Genomic DNA, 15,083 nt, shown 5'->3' with positions numbered 1-15,083 from the left:
GCTTTGTTACTCCGCGTGGCAGGCGATGCGGTGACCGGAGATGGCCTCGACGGGGATGCGCAGGAACCGGCGGCCGGGCAGGGCCGGGCACGGACAGAGGCAGGCGAGGCCGGACTCGTCGACCGCCGACTCGGTGGCGCGTCCCAGCAGGCTGACGTACCAGCCGGCGCCGAAGTCGGCGGCGAAGTCGTCGGCTTCGAAGGCCACGACGGCGTCGCGCGCGCCCGCGTAGAGCGGGCTGTCGGTCGGGACGGCGAACACGACGGCATCGTCGACGACCGCGAACCGCACGGGACGGACCGCCGGCATGGCCCGGTGGGTGAAGATCACCCGGCCGAGGCTCGCCGTCCGGAGCAAGGCGAGGCACTGCTGCCGGTCGAGCAGCAGCCCGAAGCCCACGTCGTCCACCATCGCGTCCCTGTGTTCTCTCCTGTGAAAAATCCCCGGCCACCAGCGTGATCGGTGGGCCGGGACGCCCGATAGGGCCGTTCGGCCCGGCCGCCGCCGGGCCGGGCCGGCACGCACACCGGGGGCACCCGCGCCAGGGCCGGAAGACCCGGGTCGTGGCGGCCGCCCGGCCGGTGTCGCGACCACGCGGGGTGACCTAGCGTCGTGACGGTCCGTCGTCGAGGAGAGGTGAGGTCCGATGCCGCCGCAGTCCGCCGCGGGCGAAGCCGCGACGTTCGGCCTCGACCCGGCGCTGGTCCGGTCCGCGATGACCGGCAACCGCGCCGCGGTCGCCGGTGTGCTGCGCGCGCTGCGGCCGATGGTGTTCCGCTACTGCCTGGGCAGGCTCGGGACGTGGCAGGACGGGTCGTCGGACGCCGAGGACTGCGCGCAGGACGTGCTCCTGGCGGTGGTCGGCGCGCTGCCGGGGTACCGCTACGAAGCCGACGGGTTCCTGGCGTTCGTGTTCGGCATCGCGGCGCACAAGGTGTCCGACTTCCACCGCCGCCGGGCGCGCGACCGCACGAGCCCGGTGGCCGAGCTGCCCGCCGACCGCTGGACCGGCCCGGACCCGACGGGCGAAGAGGTCGAGCGCGCCGCGGGCCTGGACTGGTCGGAGGGGCTGCTCGACACGCTGCCGCCGCGCCAGCGGGAAATCCTGGTGCTGCGCATCATCCTGGGCCTCTCGGCCGAGGAGACGGCGACGGCGGTCGGGTTGAGCAGCGCGGGCGCGGTCCGGGTGGCCCAGCACCGAGCGCTGACGACGTTGCGGCGCGGGTTGCTGGCCCAGAAGCCCGAAGCGTCCTGAACGAGCGGGCCGGGACCGCCGGATCGAGGGACTTGGCCTCCTCCGATCCGGCACCCCGGTGAAGCCACGTGCGGTCATGCGCCGGTGCCTCCGCTGCTGATCGTCATGGGCGGGCTGCCCGCCACCGGCAAGACCACCGTCGCCGCGGAAGCCGCCCGCCGCACCGGGTTCTCCTATCTGCGGGTCGACACGATCGAACAGGCCATCGTCCGCACCACCGCCCTGGCGCAGCCGCTCGGGCCGGTCGGGTACGTCGTCGCCCAGGAGGTCGCCGCCGACCTGCTGCGCACCGGGACCAGCGTGATCGCCGAATGCGTCAACCCACTGGCCGTGACGCGCGACGCCTGGCGCGACACCGGCCTCGGCCTCGGCCTCGGCGCGCACGTACTGGAAGTGGAGATCGTCTGCTCCGACCCCGCCGAGCACCGGCGCCGCGCGGAAACCCGCGACCCCGGCATCCCCGGGCTCGTGCCGCCCACCTGGGCCGAGATCACCGGCCGCGAGTACGAGCCGTGGACCCGCGACTGCCTCGTCGTCGACTCCGCCCGGCAGTCGGCCGACGAGGCGGCGGCGGTCATCGTGGCAGCGGCGCGGCTTCGTCGTTGACGCTCTCCAGCCGCCGGCCCGTCGTGCGCGGGCCGAGCAGCGCCACGTCCGCCGCGACCACCACCAGCGCCCCGGCGACGACCAGGAACAGCGTCGTCGGGCCGTGGGAGTTCAGCAGCGGCACCAGCACGAACGGCATCGCGCCGCTGGCCAGCCGGGAAAGCGAATACGTGCCGCTGGACGCCGTCGAGCGCAGCGCCGTCGGGAAGATCTCGGCCTGGTAGATGTGGAAGGCGTTCGAGAACAGGTTGCTGGTCGCGGTGTAGAGGAAGCCGAACACGAGGATCAGCGTCATCGAACCCGCGTAGCCGAAGGCGATGCCGAACGCCGCCATCGCCAGCACCGAGCCGATGACGAGGTACTTCCGCTCGACGCGTTCCACGATCGGCAGCGACAGCGCGGAACCGACGGGGTAACCGAGGTAGGTCAGCGCGGCGAACAGCAATGACTGCGAGACGGCGTACCCCTTGGCGGCCAGCACGAGCGGCACGAGCGTGCCGAAACCGTAGTAGCCGAGCGTCTGCAGGACGTGGAAGACGACCATCATCCCGGTCCGGCGGCGCAGGGCCGCGCCGAACAGCTCGCGCACCGGCGCTCCCGTGCGCTTGCGGGTGGTGCCGCGCGGCGGGGCCGGTGTCGCGTCGGCGGTCCCGCGGGCTTCGGCTTCCATGCCCGCCACCAGGTGCTCGGCCTCCTCCGTGCGGCCCACGGACTCCAGCCAGCGCGGCGACTCGGGCAGGCCGCGCCGCAGCAGGAAGACCGCGCCCGCGCCGAGCGCGCCGATCACGAACAGCCACCGCCAGCCGGCGACGCCGAGGATCTCGTGCTCGGTCAGGCCGCGGGCGAGGAAGCCGACGACCGGGAAACCGCAGAAGGCGAGCGTGTACGCCCACGCGATGAACCGGCCCCGCTTGCGGGCCGGCAGCAGGTCGGTGAGGTAGGTGTCGGCCAGCGGCGGCTCGGCGCCCAGGCCGATGCCCGCGAAGAACCGCGTCACCAGCAGCATCAGGGCGCTGCCGCTGAACGCGCCGAGCAGCGAGAACAGCGAGTAGAGCCCCAGGTTGAGCAGGAAGGCGCCGCGGCGGCCGAACCGGTCGGCGAGGCGGCCGAGCAGCAGGGCGCCGAAGAACATGCCGACGAAGGTCGACGCCAGCAGCGGCGGCAGCTCCGCCTTGGTGAGCGAGAACTCCTCGACGAGCACCGAGCTGAGCACGCCGGTCAGGAAGACCTCGTAGAAGTCGAAGAAGAGGCCGAGCCCGACGGCGACCGTGGCCCGGCGGTGCGTGCGGGTGATGGGCAGCCGGTCGAGCCGGGCCGCGATCGTGCCGGTGTCCGGCACGGCGGCGTCGGGGATGTTCGCCATCCGTCGTCTCCTTTGACTTCTCCACGATGTGGTTGGCCGACTCATAATGTGACGGCGGCCCGGCAGAGTCAAGGGCGCGACCGTGCCCGGCACGTCGCGAAGACAGGATGGATCAGAGAGCGGCGACCCGCTCGACGCCGGGGCGGTAGCCGAGCCGCTCGGAAGCGCGCCGGCCCGCTTCGACCACGATCGGCGCCAGCCGCGGCACGTCGGCCGGGGTGAACCGCTGCGTCGGCGCGCCGATCCCGATCGCCGCGCTGACCTCGCCGTTCAACCCGAACACCGGCGCGCTCAGCGACGCCGCCCCGAGGTCGCGCTCCTCGAAGCTCACGGCGTAGCCGGCCTCGCGAATCTGCCCGAGCTGCTCCGACAGCAGGTCGATGTCGACGACCGTGCGCGGGGTGAACCGGGCCAGGCCGTGGCCGATCGCGTCCTTCACCGCCAGCTTGTCCCAGGCCAGGAACACCTTCCCGGCCGAGCCGGCGTGCAGCGGCATCACCATGCCGACCACGAACAGCCGGACCACCGGGTGCCGGGACTCCGCCAGCGAAATCACCGTGCGATACGCGCCGTCGCGGACGTACAGGCACGCCGTCTCGCCCGTTTCGTCCCGCAGCTGCTGCAGCACCGGCCGGGTCAGCCGGACCAGGTCGAGGCCGAACGTCCCCGGCGCCGCCCAGCGGACCAGGCCGAGCCCGACGCGGTAGGTGTCGTCGTAGCGGTCGAGGAACCCTTCGCGCACCAGGTTGTGCACCAGCCGCTGGCAGGTGCTCGCCGGCAGCCCGGTCGACCGGGTGATCTGCTGCAGCGTCAGCTCGGGGTTGTCGATCGTGAACGACTCGAGGATCTGCTTGAACTTGCTCAGCACCAGCACCGGCGTCGTGCCGCTGCGCTCTTCCTCTGCCATCGCCCCGTCCCTGCCGTGGTGTGCCGCACAGTCTATCCAGGCCGCGCGCTGTTGACTCCCCGACACTCGCCCGTATTCTGGGTTTGCAACTCACATCGTGGTTTGGAGTCGGGCATGAGTCAGCAAACCGGACCCCTCGCCGGCATCCGGGTGGTCGAGCTGGGGAACTTCATCGCCGCGCCGACCGCCGGCCGCCTCCTGGCCGACTTCGGCGCCGACGTCGTCAAGGTCGAGCGGCCCGGCACCGGTGACGAGCTCCGGCGCTGGCGGCTGCACGAGGGCGACACGTCCCTGCTGTTCCGCGCGCTCGGCCGCAACAAGCGCTCGGTGACCGTCGACCTCCGCCGCGCCGAAGGCCAGGACCTCGTCCGCGCGCTCGCCGACCGCAGCGACGTCCTGCTGGAGAACTTCCGCCCCGGCACCCTCGAACGCTGGGGTCTCGGCCCGGACGAGCTGCGCGCGCGCAACCCGCGGCTGGTCGTCGTCCGCGTCTCCGGCTACGGCCAGACCGGCCCCTACCGCGACCGGCCCGGCTTCGGCGGCGTCGCCGAGGCGATCGGCGGCCTCCGCGCGCTGACCGGCTACCCCGACCGCCCGCCGACCCGGGTCGGGGTCAGCCTCGCCGACTCCGTCGCCGGGCTCTACGCGGTGATCGGCGCGCTGATGGGCCTGCTCCGCCGCGAGCGGGAGCCGGGCACCACCCCCGGCGAGGTGGTCGACGTCGCGCTGTACGAAGCCGTCTACTCCCTGATGGAGTCGCTGATCCCGGACTACGACGCGTTCGGCGTCACGCGCGGCCCGGCGGGCTCCGCGCTGCCCGGGGTGGCGCCGTCCAACACCTACCGCTGCGCCGACGGCAAGTACATCGTCGTCAGCGGCAACGGCGACGCGATCTTCCGCCGCCTGATGCACGCCGTCGGCCGCGCCGACCTGGCGGCCGACCCGCGGTTCGCGGACAACGCCGGCCGGGTCGCCCACGCCGGACTGCTCGACGACGCGATCGGCGCATGGGCGGCGACGCTCACCCAGGAGGCCGCCGAAGCCGTGCTGCGCGCGGCGTCCGTCCCGTGTGGACCGATCCTGACCGCCGCCGACATCGCGAAGGACCCGCACTTCACCGCGCGCGGCATGCACGAGCGGCACCGGGTGCCCGGCCTGGACGGCGAGGTCACCTTCCCCGGCATCGTGCCCGCGCTGGCCGAGCGGCCCGGCCGGACCCGCACCCTCGGACCGGAGCTGGGCGAACACACCGAGGCCGTGCTCGCCGAGCTCGGCGTCACCGGCGAGGCGGTCACCCGCCTCCGCGAGAGTGGAGTCATCTGATGACCGAAGTCCTCCTCACCGAGGTCGTCCTGCGCGACGGCCTGCAGGACGAGCCGATCACCGTGCCCGCGCACGAAAAGGTGCGGCTCGCGCGCGGGCTCGTCGACGCCGGGGTGCGCTCCCTCGAGGTGGGATCGTTCGTCTCCGCGCGCCGGGTGCCGCAGATGGCCGACACCGGCGAGGTGCTGCGGACGCTGCTGGACGTCCCAGCCATCCTGCACACCCTGGTCTTCACCGAACGCGGCGCGCGGCAGGCGATCGACGCGGGCGCGACGTCGGTGCGGCTGGTCGTCTCGGCCAGCGACGGGCACAGCGCCGCCAACGCGGGCGTGCCGACGGACGCGGCGCTCGACCGGCTGGCCGGGTGCGCCGCGCTGCTCACGGAGGCGGGCGTGGCCATCGAAGCGTCGGTGGCGACGGCGTTCGTCTGCCCGTTCGACGGCGACACGGACCCGGACCGCACCGCCGACGTGGCGGCCCGCCTCGGCCGGCTGGGCGCGCGGGTCGTCCACCTCGCCGACACGATCGGAGCCGCGCGGCCGGGCCAGCTGCGCGCGACCGTCGCGGCGGTGCGCGACGAACTGCCGGACGTCCCGCTGGGCCTGCACCTGCACAACACCTACGGCCGCGCGGCGGCCAACGCGTGGGAGGGGCTGACGCTCGGCATCCGCCGCTTCGACTCGGCGTTGGGCGGCCTCGGCGGCTGCCCGTTCGCGCCGGGGGCGTCGGGCAACGTCGCGACGGACGACCTGGTCGACTTCTTCCACCGCGAGGGCATCGCGACGGGCATCGACGTCGCCAAGCTGGCGGAGCTGCGCGACCAGGTGGGGCTCGCCGTGGGCCACCGGCTGGATTCGGCACTGGCGGCGATTCCCGCGGTGCCGGCGGCGCTGCGCTGACCATTCACGAGTGCGTGCGGCGGAATGCGATCCCGGGCCGGACCGCGTTCTTCCGCCGGGCACGATCGGGCCGCCCCGCGCCGCATTCGACCGGCGGGCATTCGGCGGGTCTCACCCAGGGATACGGATGCGGGTTCGGATCGGTTCAAAGTTTTTCGCCACACCCGCCGAAGCTGGACAACGCCATGGTCAGCGGCCCAGGATGGCCGCACAGCCGAGTACGCCGGAGAGGGACACGCGCGGCGATCCAGCGTGATCCAGGTGCGGGCCGTCGCGCCCGCGTTTTTCGCGTACGCCATTCTTCCTCGATTTCCCGTGCGTTTTCGCGCCCGCGCACGACTACGCAAACGAGAACCCGGAACAACGGTTCGTGTTTGCCGGAAATACCTTCTTGCCCGGTGTCAAACCCCGGTGTAGCTTCCATCACGGAACGATAACCAGCCGGTTGACGGCGTGGCCACGGGCAGGTGGCCGCGCACCCATCGATGTCGGGTCGGTGGCCGGCGCGGGAATCGTTCCGTCCCGCCGACGCAATACCTGGTGCGTCCGAGCCTGGGCTCGCACCGCCAGTGTCGCGCGTTCCCGCCAGCCCGACACCCCGGAGGATCCATGTCCCGCACCCAAGGGCGCCATCGCATTTCCCGCAGAACCAAGATCGCGACCGGCGGCCTCGCGCTCGCGATCGCGGTCGGCGGCATCGTCGTCGCGACGACCACCGGCAACACCGGTGAAGCGAGCGCCGACGAGGCGAACCCCGCGTTCTTCGTCGACATCCTCAAGGTCCAGCCGAACCAGTTCGACCCGCGCCCGGTCTACGGCGCGTCGACCGGCACCTTCACCGTCGACTGCGGCCGCAACGAGAACGGCCACTTCAACCCCGACAACTTCATCGCCCAGCCCGGCGTCCGCAACGGCGCCCAGCACCTGCACGACTACGTCGGCAACCTCTCGACCAACGCCGACTCCAACAACAAGAGCCTCGTCAAGGCCGGCACCACCTGCCGCAACGGCGACAAGTCCGCCTACTTCTGGCCGGTCGTGCGCATCGACACCGGCGAAGAGGAGAAGAACGAGCCCGCGAAGAAGCCCGACGGCGACCGCGTGCAGGCGGACCAGGAGGCCAAGACCGTCCAGGTCGCCTGCCCGGACGTCGCCAGCAAGCTCGCCGACGTCCCCGACCAGGCGATGGCCGAGGTCGACAGCAATCTCGACCAGCTCGACACGCAGACCGACGAGGCCAACCAGCGCATCGCGGCGACGCAGGGCCAGGGCGGCGCGAACTTCGTGCAGAACGCGATCCTGAACCCGCTCAAGGACCGGCGCGCCGCGATCATCGACCGCATCGCCATCGCGATCGGCCGGTTCGCGCCGAAGCCGCGGGACCTCGGCGGCCTCGCGCCGTGCGCGCCGAAGCCGGGCAAGGACACCGGTACGCCCACCCCGCCGCCGAGCACGAGCGCGGGCGGCGCGCTGCCCGGGCAGGACGAGAACAACGAGCTGCCGGGCAACGACGGCAAGATCCTGCGCCCGCAGCGGGTCCAGATCACCTTCCGCGGCAGCCCGGTGGGCAAGGTCGTGGCGATGCCGAAGTTCCTGCGCGTGCTCTACGGCGACGCGAAGGTCTCCACCAACGGGCCCGCCAACGCCCGGGCGAGCTGGACGTGCACCGGGTTCGAGAACCGCGTCACGGACAAGTACCCGATCTGCCCGCCGAACAGCAAGGTCAAGCGGATCCACACGTTCCCCAGCTGCTGGGACGGGAAGAACACCGACAGCGCCAACCACCGCACGCACATCGTGTTCCCGGACCAGTTCGGCCGGTGCGCCAAGGGGTTCAAGGCCGTTCCGCAGCTGCAGATCTCGCTGACCTACGACATCCCGCACGACATCCAGGTCAAGAAGCAGTACAAAGTGGACGCTTTCCCGCAGGAGAAGCACAACCCGGGTTCCGACCACGACGACTTCGCCAACGTGATGTCGCAGCGGATCATGAACGGGCTGGTCAACTGCGTGAACCGCGGCCGGACCTGCCGGGCGTGACGCTCGCACCGGCCGGTGGCACCCCGGTGCCACCGGCTGGTGCGGTTTACTGACCGGCATGGTCACCGGTGACGACGTCCGCGCCTTCGCACTGACGCTCCCCCGCGCGTACGAAGCCGTCGTGCGGGACCGGCCCAAGTTCCGGGTCGGGCGGATCGTGTTCGTGGCGCTGTCGCGGGACGAAACCGTGATGGGTTTCGGGTACCCGCGCGACCAGCGGGACGCGCTCGTGGCCGGCGAACCGGAGAAGTTCCTGATGCCCGAGCCGGCGGACCTGCGCTACCAGTGGGTGCGGTGCCGGCTCGCGGCGATCGACGCCGGCGAGATGCGCGAGCTCGTCCTCGACGCGTGGCGGATGTGCGTGCCGAAGAAGGTCTGGAACGCCTACGCGGAAACGCGTTCGCTCTGAGCGAGCGTCTTCTCGGTCACCACGCGCAGACCGGCCACGACCGCGAACGCTAGCACGGCCATCACCACGAACACCGCGCGCAGCCCCGCCGCCTGGGCGATCGCGCCGCCGGCGAGGGCGCCGAGCGACTTCGTTCCCCACGCGACCAGGCGGTAGCTGCTGTTCAACCGGCCGAGCAGCCGGTCCGGGGTGAGGCGCTGGCGCAGCGACACCATGACGACGTTCGACACCATGACACCGATGCCGCCGAGGAAGAAGCCCGCGCCGACGGCGTACGGGTTCGCGGTCACCGCGAGCGTGCCGACCGAGAGCCCACCGGTGAGCCACGAGATCCACAGCGCGCGGATCCGGCCCAGGCGGCGTTCGGCCGCTTCGGCGACCAGCGACCCGGTCAGCCCGCCCGCGGCGCTCGTGGCCATCAGCAGGCCGAACGCGGGGGCCGACAGGCCCATCGCCGAGCCCGGTCCGACCGCGTAGAGCACGAGGACGGCGAACGTCGCGCCGGTGGCGAAGTTGAACGTGCCGACCATGAGCGAGAACGTCCGCAAGACCTTGTGCCGCACCAGGAACCGCAGGCCTTCGGCGATCTCCGCGCGCAGCGTGGTGCGCCCCTCGCGCGGGATCCGGTACGAGCCGCGCACGAGCAGCAGGGCCGCGACGGCGACGGCCCACAGCGCCACCGGCGTCACGAGCGCGGCGGCGACCCCGGCCGCGGCCAGCACGCCCGCGAGCGGCGGGCCGGCGAACTCGTTGGCGGTCTGCTCGGCGGCGAACATCCGGCCGTTGGCGCGGGCCAGCTGGTCGCGGCCCACCACCTGCGGGACGATCGACTGCGCCGCGGTGTCGTAGAGCGTCTCGGCGCAGCCGACGCCGACGGCGACGACGTAGAGCGCCCAGATCGAGCCCGCGCCGAGGACGGCCGGCAGCGTGACGGCGGCGAGGAGCCCGCCGCGGACGAGGTTGGCGGCGAGCATCGTGCGACGGCGGTCGAAGCGGTCGACCAGCGCGCCGGCGGGCAGCGCGAGCAGCAGCCACGGCAGGCTGAAGGCGAAGGCGAGCCCGGCGATGAGGGCGGGCTCGCGCGTATAGCCGACCGCGACGAGCGGCAGGGCGACCTTCAGGACCCCGTCGGCGAGGCTGGACAGGCCGGCGGCGGTCCACAGCCGCCAGAACGCGGTGGTCATGGATGGAGGATCGCACATCGATGGGCTTTTCTCCATCGATGTGACTCGATTCCATCGATGGACTACGCTCCGCTCATGACGGAACCCCGCCGACGGCGACCGGCGACGCCGGAGGAGGCCAAGGCCCTCGGCCATCCGCTGCGGCTGCGCATCATGCGGTTGTGCCTGGTCGAGGAGCTGACGAACAAGCAGCTGGCCGACCGCCTCGACCGCGACCCGGGCACGGTCCTGCACCACGTCCGCCAGCTGGTGGCGGCCGGTTTGCTGCAGCCGGCACCGGTCCGGACGGGTGCGAGCGGGGCGCTGGAGAAGCCGTACAAGTCGAACAACGAAACGTGGTGGCTCGACGGCCCGCTGGCCGAAGCCGACGCGGAGACGAGGTTCGCGCCGATCGAGATCTTCCAGGAGGAGGTCCGGGCGGCGGGCCCGGAATCGGTCGCGGTGCACGAAAAGTTCCTGCTGCACCTGTCCCCCGACGAGATCGAGGAACTGGACCGCCGGATCCTGGCGGTGCTGGACGAGTACGTGGCGACCGACCACGAGCGCGCCGACCGCCCGGCGGTGGGCGGGATCTTCGTGCTGCACCACATGAAGCCGAGCGGCTGAGCCCGCGACCGGTCCCTGCCCGAGGGAGGTGGGCAGGGACCGGCCGGGGTGGCCGGCCCGGCGCTGTCCGGGGATGGTGGGGCAGCGCCGCCGCGGTGCGGGTCTCGCCGCCCCCAGTGCCGGCGAGACCCGCGCCCTGCCTCAGCGGGTCAGTGGTTCACCTTGAACCACGGCTGCGACCAGCCGAGGTAGGTCTGGCCCCACTTGCTCTTGATCTGCGCGATCGTCGTCTCGGTGTACGTGCCGGCGCCGTTGATGTCGTTCGACAGGAACTTGCCGCCGCCGATGGAGATCATCGTGTGGCCCGCGCCGCCGTTGGAGAAGAACGCCAGGCCGCCCGCCGGGACGTCCGTGCTGCCCGGGTGCTTGTACTGGCTCGGGATCTGCGTCCAGTGCACGTACGCCGTGGTCGAGCCGCTCGCGGTGAAGCCGTAGTTCTGGGCGTTGATGCGGTCGCACCAGCCGTCGTAGGAGGAGTCGTAGTTCGTGTGCACGCGCGACTTCGCCTTGGTGACCGCCTGCGCGCAGGTGTTCGGGTCGCCCAGCCCGGAGGTCGAGCACACCTCGGTCGGCACGGTGGGCACATCGGTGCAGTCCGGCGCGATCCGGCCGTCGGAGCCGGTGTAGACGTAGGTGTCGGTGATGTAGCCGCCGGGCACGTGGTCCCAGATGTTGCTGGTGCCGTACTTCCCGGTGACCGTCTCACCGGTGGTCTGGCAGTCGATGTTCACGGCGGTGCCGTCGGCGATGGTGCCCGCCGAGGTGGCGCTGGTGCTCGGCGCCGACCGCACGGTCAGCGGCGCGCCGGAGTCGGTGTGCACGGTGCCCGCGGCGGCCAGGGCCGGGGTGGCGCCGACCAGCACGATCGACGCGGCGATGCCGACGACGCCCGCCGCCCGCTTCCCGATCCGAATTCTCATGGGTCCGTCCTCCAGTCGTGGTGTACGGACAGAGTGGCGCCCGGCGATACAAGCCCCGTACAAAAGCCGGGGCGGCGTCTGGAGATACGGCAAAAGGGATGATCAGAGTTCGGCGCGCAATGTGGTCGCGAAGCGCTCGGGTACCGGCATCAGAGAGGCGAGTTCTTCGAGGTCTTCCACGGTGTCGCGAATCTGTCCCTGTGCGGGCTTCAGCCGCAACGCCTCGCGCAGCCGGGTCTCAGCTGTCTCCACGGCACCGAGGGCGAGGTGATACGTCATGAGGTTGAACGCGGCTCCGGTGTGGTGCCTCCCGTGTTCCCCGCCCGCGCTTTCGAGCTTCACCGCCCTCGCGAACAGCTCGTCCGCCGTCTCCGGCCGGCCTTCCACGCACGCGAGCAGTCCCAGCTGGTACTGGTCCCATGCCTCGCCGTCGAGGTCGGCCGCCCGCTCGAGGTCGGTTCTCGCCTCCGAAAGCCGGCCCAGGATACGGAGAGCCTGGCCGCGAACGCTCCACAGCCAGCCCGAATCGTCATCGATGGCCACGGCACGGTCGAAGTCGGCGAGGGCCTCGTCGTACTGCTTCAGGTACCGCCGGGTGCACCCCCGATGGCCGTACGCATCGGCGGACCGGGGGTCGGCCTCGGTCGCTCGGGAGAAGTCGGCCAAGGCCTCCTCGTACCGTCCCAGCAGGTGGTGGACTTCACCGCGGGCGGTCCACGCCCACGCGGGCCGCGGGTCGCGATCGACGGTCCGGGTGAGCTCGGCGAGCGCGTCGTCCTCGCGCCGCAGGTCGCACAAGACCAGCATGCGCTGCACCTGTGCCCACTCGTACTCGGGCTTCACGGTGACCGCTCGCTCGTATTCGGCCAGCGCTTCCTCGAAGCGGCCCATCATCCGTAGCGTCTCGGCGCGATCACCGATGATCCAAGCCACCTTCGGGTCGGACTCGACGGCTCGCGTCAATTCGTCGAGCGCCTCCGCGTACCTGCCCATCGACCGGTACGTCCGTGCCCGCATCGCCCGCGCCCACACGTAGCCCGGGTCGATGTCGAGCGCCCGGCCGAAGCCGGCCAGCGCATCATCGTGCCGGCCCATCCTGCGGTGCATCTCGGCGCGTGAGGCCAGGATCCAATCCGCCGCGGGCTCGATGTCGAGGGCTCGCGCGAAGTCGGCCAAAGCTTCCTCGGTGTGGCCTGCTTCGCGATGGGTCTTCGCACGGCAACCGAGGATCCACACGCTCTCCGGGTTGATCTCCAGCGCGCGTTCGTAATCGGCGAACGCCTCGGCGTACCGGCGCAGGTCACCGTATGTGCGCCCGCGTTGCCCCAGCGCCCAGACGTACTCGGGGTCCACTTCGATCGCGCGCGTGAAGTCGGCCAACGCCTCCTCGTGGCGCTCCATCGCGTGGTAGACCTCGCCGCGGTCGGCGAACGCCCAGTCGGCCTGCGGATCGACGTCGATGACCCGGGTGAAGTCGGCCAGCGCCTCCGCAAAGCGCTCCAGCGAGTAGTACGCGCGGCCGCGCTGCCCGATCAGCCAAGTGTTGTCGGGCGCGAACTCGAGGGCGCGGTCGAAGTCGGCCAGGGCCTCCGAATAGCGCTCCATCGAGTGGTACGTCGCTCCGCGCGCTCGGTAGATGTCTCGAGCCGCCGGGTCGAGCTCCAGCGCGCGGCAGAAGTCGGCCAGGGCCTCCTCGTCACGGTTCATCGCCCGCCAGGTCCTGCCCCGCTGGCCGTACGCCGATGCCGAATCGGGATCGAGCTCGAGCGCCCGATCCAGGTCCGCGATGGCTTGGTCGTACTGGTTCGCCAACCGGTGTGCCAAGGCGCGGCCCTCGATCGCCCAGCCCGCGTCCGGGAGCCGTTCGATGACGGACGTGTAGGCCGCGATCGCCCCGGCGGTATCGGACTGCCGCATGCTCAGCCGGGCGAGTTCCCGATAGGCGTCGAGAACGGAGTCACCCGGCAGCGCCGCTTCGCCGGCCAAGCAGGTCAGCAGGGACACCGATCCCTCGTCGCCATCACCCGCGGCCCCGGCCAGCCGGGTGCCCAGCGCGGTCAGCTGCTCCGTGCCGGAGTCCGATCCGGCCTGGCGCACCATCGCCACCCATCGTCCGGCCTGGTCGGGCCGCTTCTCCACGGTGGAGACCAAGGCTGCCAAGACGTCCGGGACCGCACCCGTCGCTCCGGCGCAGAGCCGGTGGTAGTGCTGCTCCACGGCCAGCACCTGCCACCGCTCGTCCGGCAAGCGGTCATCCTCCGCGAGCCCAAGCGCGTCGCAAGCCGACCGGAAGTACTCGGCCAGTGCGCCGTGGCGGTCCCGCCACTCCGCGGGCGAGCGGCGCCGGAGGGTGCGGATCATCGTGTCGCGGACCACGTCGTGGTACCGGTAGCCGGTCGCGCGCTCGGTCACGAACGGCAGGCGGCGCAGCCAGGCGAAATCCTCGTCCGGGGTGGCCGCGTCGGCGACCAGCGCGAACACGTCGCGGTCGAGCTGTCTCGGCAGCGCGCCACGCAACGCCGCCTGCTTCCGCTTCTCGTCCTTCTCCCACTTCAGGAACCGCTCGACGGCGTTGTCGCCCGGATCGGCCACGCTCGCGGCGCTGTCCGGGCGGGACTCGGCCAGCAGCGCCAGCAGCACCGGGAGGCGTCCGGACAGCGCCAGGACGACTTCGACCACCTCCTCCGCCGTGACGCCGCGGGCCGCCAGGAACTCGCGGGCCTCCTCCTCGGTGAACACCTGGAGCGGGCAGTCCGCGCGGATGCCCAGGTAGCCGCCCCACGCGTGGACGTCCAGCGGGTGCTGGCCCGCCAGGACCAGCACCAGGTTCGGCGGGAGGCTCCCGTAACGGCCGTCGAGCAGGTCCAGCAGCCAGCGTTCGAGGAACACCCCGGTGCGTTCGAAGGTGTCGAAGAACAACACGACCGGCCGTTTCGCCGCGACTTCCCGCAGCTCGTTCACGAAGATCGGCGTCAGTTCCTCGACCGGCGACATCAGCAGGCGCACGTCGTGCTGGTTGCGCAGCTTCACGCTGAGGAAGGCGCGGAACTTCTCGACCTGGTTCGAGAGGGCATCGCGGTCGAGTTCCTTGGCGAAGGACCCGACGACCGGGATGTCCTCCGCCGCGCGCAGGCCGATCCGCACGGCCGACCGGGTCAGCACCGAAGACAGCCCGTCCGGGGTGGCCGGGTCCGCGTCGAGCTCGTGCCGCTTCTCGTGGTAGAGCTCGGACTTCTTGGTGAACTCCTTGCAGGGGTCACCCTGCCTGGCGAACGCCCGGACGATGCCCGACAGCACCGACGGGATGTCGTAGACCGACTCGTCGACGTACGCGGTGGCGCACCCCCGCTCCCCCGCGATCCGCTGGAACTGGGTGACCAGGAACGACTTCCCCACCCCGGCGTCGCCGTGCACGCTGAACAGGAACCGGCGGCGCTGGTCGTCCAGCGGCAGCCGGAGGTTCTCCTCGAACCGGCTGATCTCGTCGCGCCGCCCGACGAAACCGCCGGCCTGGCGCCGCTTGATCAGGTCCTGCAGGGTCAGCCTGCCCGCGTCCAAGGCCCGCCCTCCC

Annotated in this window: 13 protein-coding genes; 7 read left to right on the top strand and 6 right to left on the bottom strand. The window is 71.8% G+C overall.

Annotated elements, in window-relative coordinates:
• Nucleotides 1-6: 6 nt before the first annotated feature.
• The gene (locus AB0J40_RS28170; protein WP_364458250.1) at nt 7-411 is read right to left on the bottom strand and encodes a pyridoxamine 5'-phosphate oxidase family protein; all 405 of its coding nucleotides are present in this window, start codon (nt 409-411) and stop codon (nt 7-9) included.
• A gap of 235 nt (nt 412-646) precedes the next feature.
• Here AB0J40_RS28170 and AB0J40_RS28165 point away from each other — a divergent pair, with 235 nt between their 5' ends.
• Both AB0J40_RS28165 and AB0J40_RS28160 read left to right on the top strand, forming a co-directional pair.
• A complete protein-coding gene (locus AB0J40_RS28165) occupies nt 647-1,255 on the top strand; it encodes a sigma-70 family RNA polymerase sigma factor (RefSeq protein WP_364458247.1) in 609 nt (202 codons plus the stop codon).
• Between the two features lie 84 nt (nt 1,256-1,339).
• Nucleotides 1,340-1,861, top strand: a complete 522-nt coding sequence (locus tag AB0J40_RS28160) for an AAA family ATPase (RefSeq protein WP_364458244.1) — start codon at nt 1,340-1,342, stop codon at nt 1,859-1,861.
• On the opposite strand, the gene AB0J40_RS28155 is transcribed toward AB0J40_RS28160, so the two are convergent.
• Together AB0J40_RS28155 and AB0J40_RS28150 are read right to left on the bottom strand one after the other, a co-directional pair.
• Nucleotides 1,830-3,224, bottom strand: a complete 1,395-nt coding sequence (locus tag AB0J40_RS28155; RefSeq protein WP_364458241.1) for an MFS transporter — start codon at nt 3,222-3,224, stop codon at nt 1,830-1,832. The genes AB0J40_RS28160 and AB0J40_RS28155 overlap by 32 nt on opposite strands.
• Before the next feature lie 112 nt (nt 3,225-3,336).
• Nucleotides 3,337-4,131: an IclR family transcriptional regulator gene (locus AB0J40_RS28150; protein ID WP_364458238.1), complete on the bottom strand. Its 795-nt coding sequence runs from the start codon at nt 4,129-4,131 to the stop codon at nt 3,337-3,339.
• Nucleotides 4,132-4,245: 114 nt separating this feature from the next.
• Here AB0J40_RS28150 and AB0J40_RS28145 point away from each other — a divergent pair, with 114 nt between their 5' ends.
• The 4 genes from AB0J40_RS28145 to AB0J40_RS28130 all read left to right on the top strand — a co-directional run bounded on the left by AB0J40_RS28145 (nt 4,246) and on the right by AB0J40_RS28130 (nt 8,802).
• A complete protein-coding gene (locus tag AB0J40_RS28145; RefSeq protein ID WP_364458235.1) occupies nt 4,246-5,454 on the top strand; it encodes a CaiB/BaiF CoA-transferase family protein in 1,209 nt (402 codons plus the stop codon).
• Nucleotides 5,454-6,353 (top strand): hydroxymethylglutaryl-CoA lyase, encoded by a 900-nt coding sequence (locus tag AB0J40_RS28140; protein WP_364458232.1) that lies wholly within the window; start codon nt 5,454-5,456, stop codon nt 6,351-6,353. Before AB0J40_RS28145 ends, AB0J40_RS28140 begins: the two co-directional genes overlap by 1 nt.
• 609 nt (nt 6,354-6,962) lie before the next feature.
• Nucleotides 6,963-8,393 (top strand): DUF1996 domain-containing protein, encoded by a 1,431-nt coding sequence (locus tag AB0J40_RS28135; protein ID WP_364458230.1) that lies wholly within the window; start codon nt 6,963-6,965, stop codon nt 8,391-8,393.
• A 58-nt stretch (nt 8,394-8,451) separates the two neighbouring features.
• Complete coding sequence (locus AB0J40_RS28130; protein WP_364458227.1) at nt 8,452-8,802, top strand: MmcQ/YjbR family DNA-binding protein; 351 nt, start codon at nt 8,452-8,454, stop codon at nt 8,800-8,802.
• On the opposite strand, the gene AB0J40_RS28125 is transcribed toward AB0J40_RS28130, so the two are convergent.
• Nucleotides 8,778-9,986: an MFS transporter gene (locus AB0J40_RS28125; RefSeq protein WP_364458224.1), complete on the bottom strand. Its 1,209-nt coding sequence runs from the start codon at nt 9,984-9,986 to the stop codon at nt 8,778-8,780. The genes AB0J40_RS28130 and AB0J40_RS28125 overlap by 25 nt on opposite strands.
• 75 nt (nt 9,987-10,061) lie before the next feature.
• Between AB0J40_RS28125 and AB0J40_RS28120 the strand changes: the two genes are divergently transcribed.
• Nucleotides 10,062-10,592 (top strand): winged helix-turn-helix domain-containing protein, encoded by a 531-nt coding sequence (locus tag AB0J40_RS28120; RefSeq protein WP_364458221.1) that lies wholly within the window; start codon nt 10,062-10,064, stop codon nt 10,590-10,592.
• Nucleotides 10,593-10,741: 149 nt separating this feature from the next.
• On the opposite strand, the gene AB0J40_RS28115 is transcribed toward AB0J40_RS28120, so the two are convergent.
• Nucleotides 10,742-11,512: a hypothetical protein gene (locus AB0J40_RS28115; protein WP_364458218.1), complete on the bottom strand. Its 771-nt coding sequence runs from the start codon at nt 11,510-11,512 to the stop codon at nt 10,742-10,744.
• Between the two features lie 102 nt (nt 11,513-11,614).
• On the bottom strand, nt 11,615-15,070 hold the full coding sequence (locus AB0J40_RS28110; RefSeq protein WP_364458215.1) for a tetratricopeptide repeat protein: 3,456 nt from the start codon (nt 15,068-15,070) through the stop codon (nt 11,615-11,617).
• Between the last annotated feature and the right edge of the window lie 13 nt (nt 15,071-15,083).

The sequence above is a fragment of the Amycolatopsis sp. NPDC049691 genome, from assembly GCF_040675005.1.
Taxonomy (GTDB): Bacteria; Actinomycetota; Actinomycetes; order Mycobacteriales; family Pseudonocardiaceae; genus Amycolatopsis.
Note: the sequence above shows the minus strand (reverse complement) of the source record. Positions and strands in the feature narration are given on the sequence as shown.

Bases quoted from the DNA above. Each gene is read 5' to 3' on its own strand.
- AB0J40_RS28140 (WP_364458232.1), top strand. From the start codon at position 5,454: ATGACCGAAGTCCTCCTCACCGAGGTCGTCCTGCGCGACGGCCTGCAG.
- AB0J40_RS28130 (WP_364458227.1), top strand. From the start codon at position 8,452: ATGGTCACCGGTGACGACGTCCGCGCCTTCGCACTGACGCTCCCCCGC.
- AB0J40_RS28150 (WP_364458238.1), bottom strand. From the start codon at position 4,131: ATGGCAGAGGAAGAGCGCAGCGGCACGACGCCGGTGCTGGTGCTGAGC.
- AB0J40_RS28170 (WP_364458250.1), bottom strand. From the start codon at position 411: ATGGTGGACGACGTGGGCTTCGGGCTGCTGCTCGACCGGCAGCAGTGC.
- AB0J40_RS28115 (WP_364458218.1), bottom strand. From the start codon at position 11,512: ATGAGAATTCGGATCGGGAAGCGGGCGGCGGGCGTCGTCGGCATCGCC.
- AB0J40_RS28125 (WP_364458224.1), bottom strand. From the start codon at position 9,986: ATGACCACCGCGTTCTGGCGGCTGTGGACCGCCGCCGGCCTGTCCAGC.
- AB0J40_RS28155 (WP_364458241.1), bottom strand. From the start codon at position 3,224: ATGGCGAACATCCCCGACGCCGCCGTGCCGGACACCGGCACGATCGCG.
- AB0J40_RS28165 (WP_364458247.1), top strand. From the start codon at position 647: ATGCCGCCGCAGTCCGCCGCGGGCGAAGCCGCGACGTTCGGCCTCGAC.
- AB0J40_RS28120 (WP_364458221.1), top strand. From the start codon at position 10,062: ATGACGGAACCCCGCCGACGGCGACCGGCGACGCCGGAGGAGGCCAAG.
- AB0J40_RS28135 (WP_364458230.1), top strand. From the start codon at position 6,963: ATGTCCCGCACCCAAGGGCGCCATCGCATTTCCCGCAGAACCAAGATC.
- AB0J40_RS28145 (WP_364458235.1), top strand. From the start codon at position 4,246: ATGAGTCAGCAAACCGGACCCCTCGCCGGCATCCGGGTGGTCGAGCTG.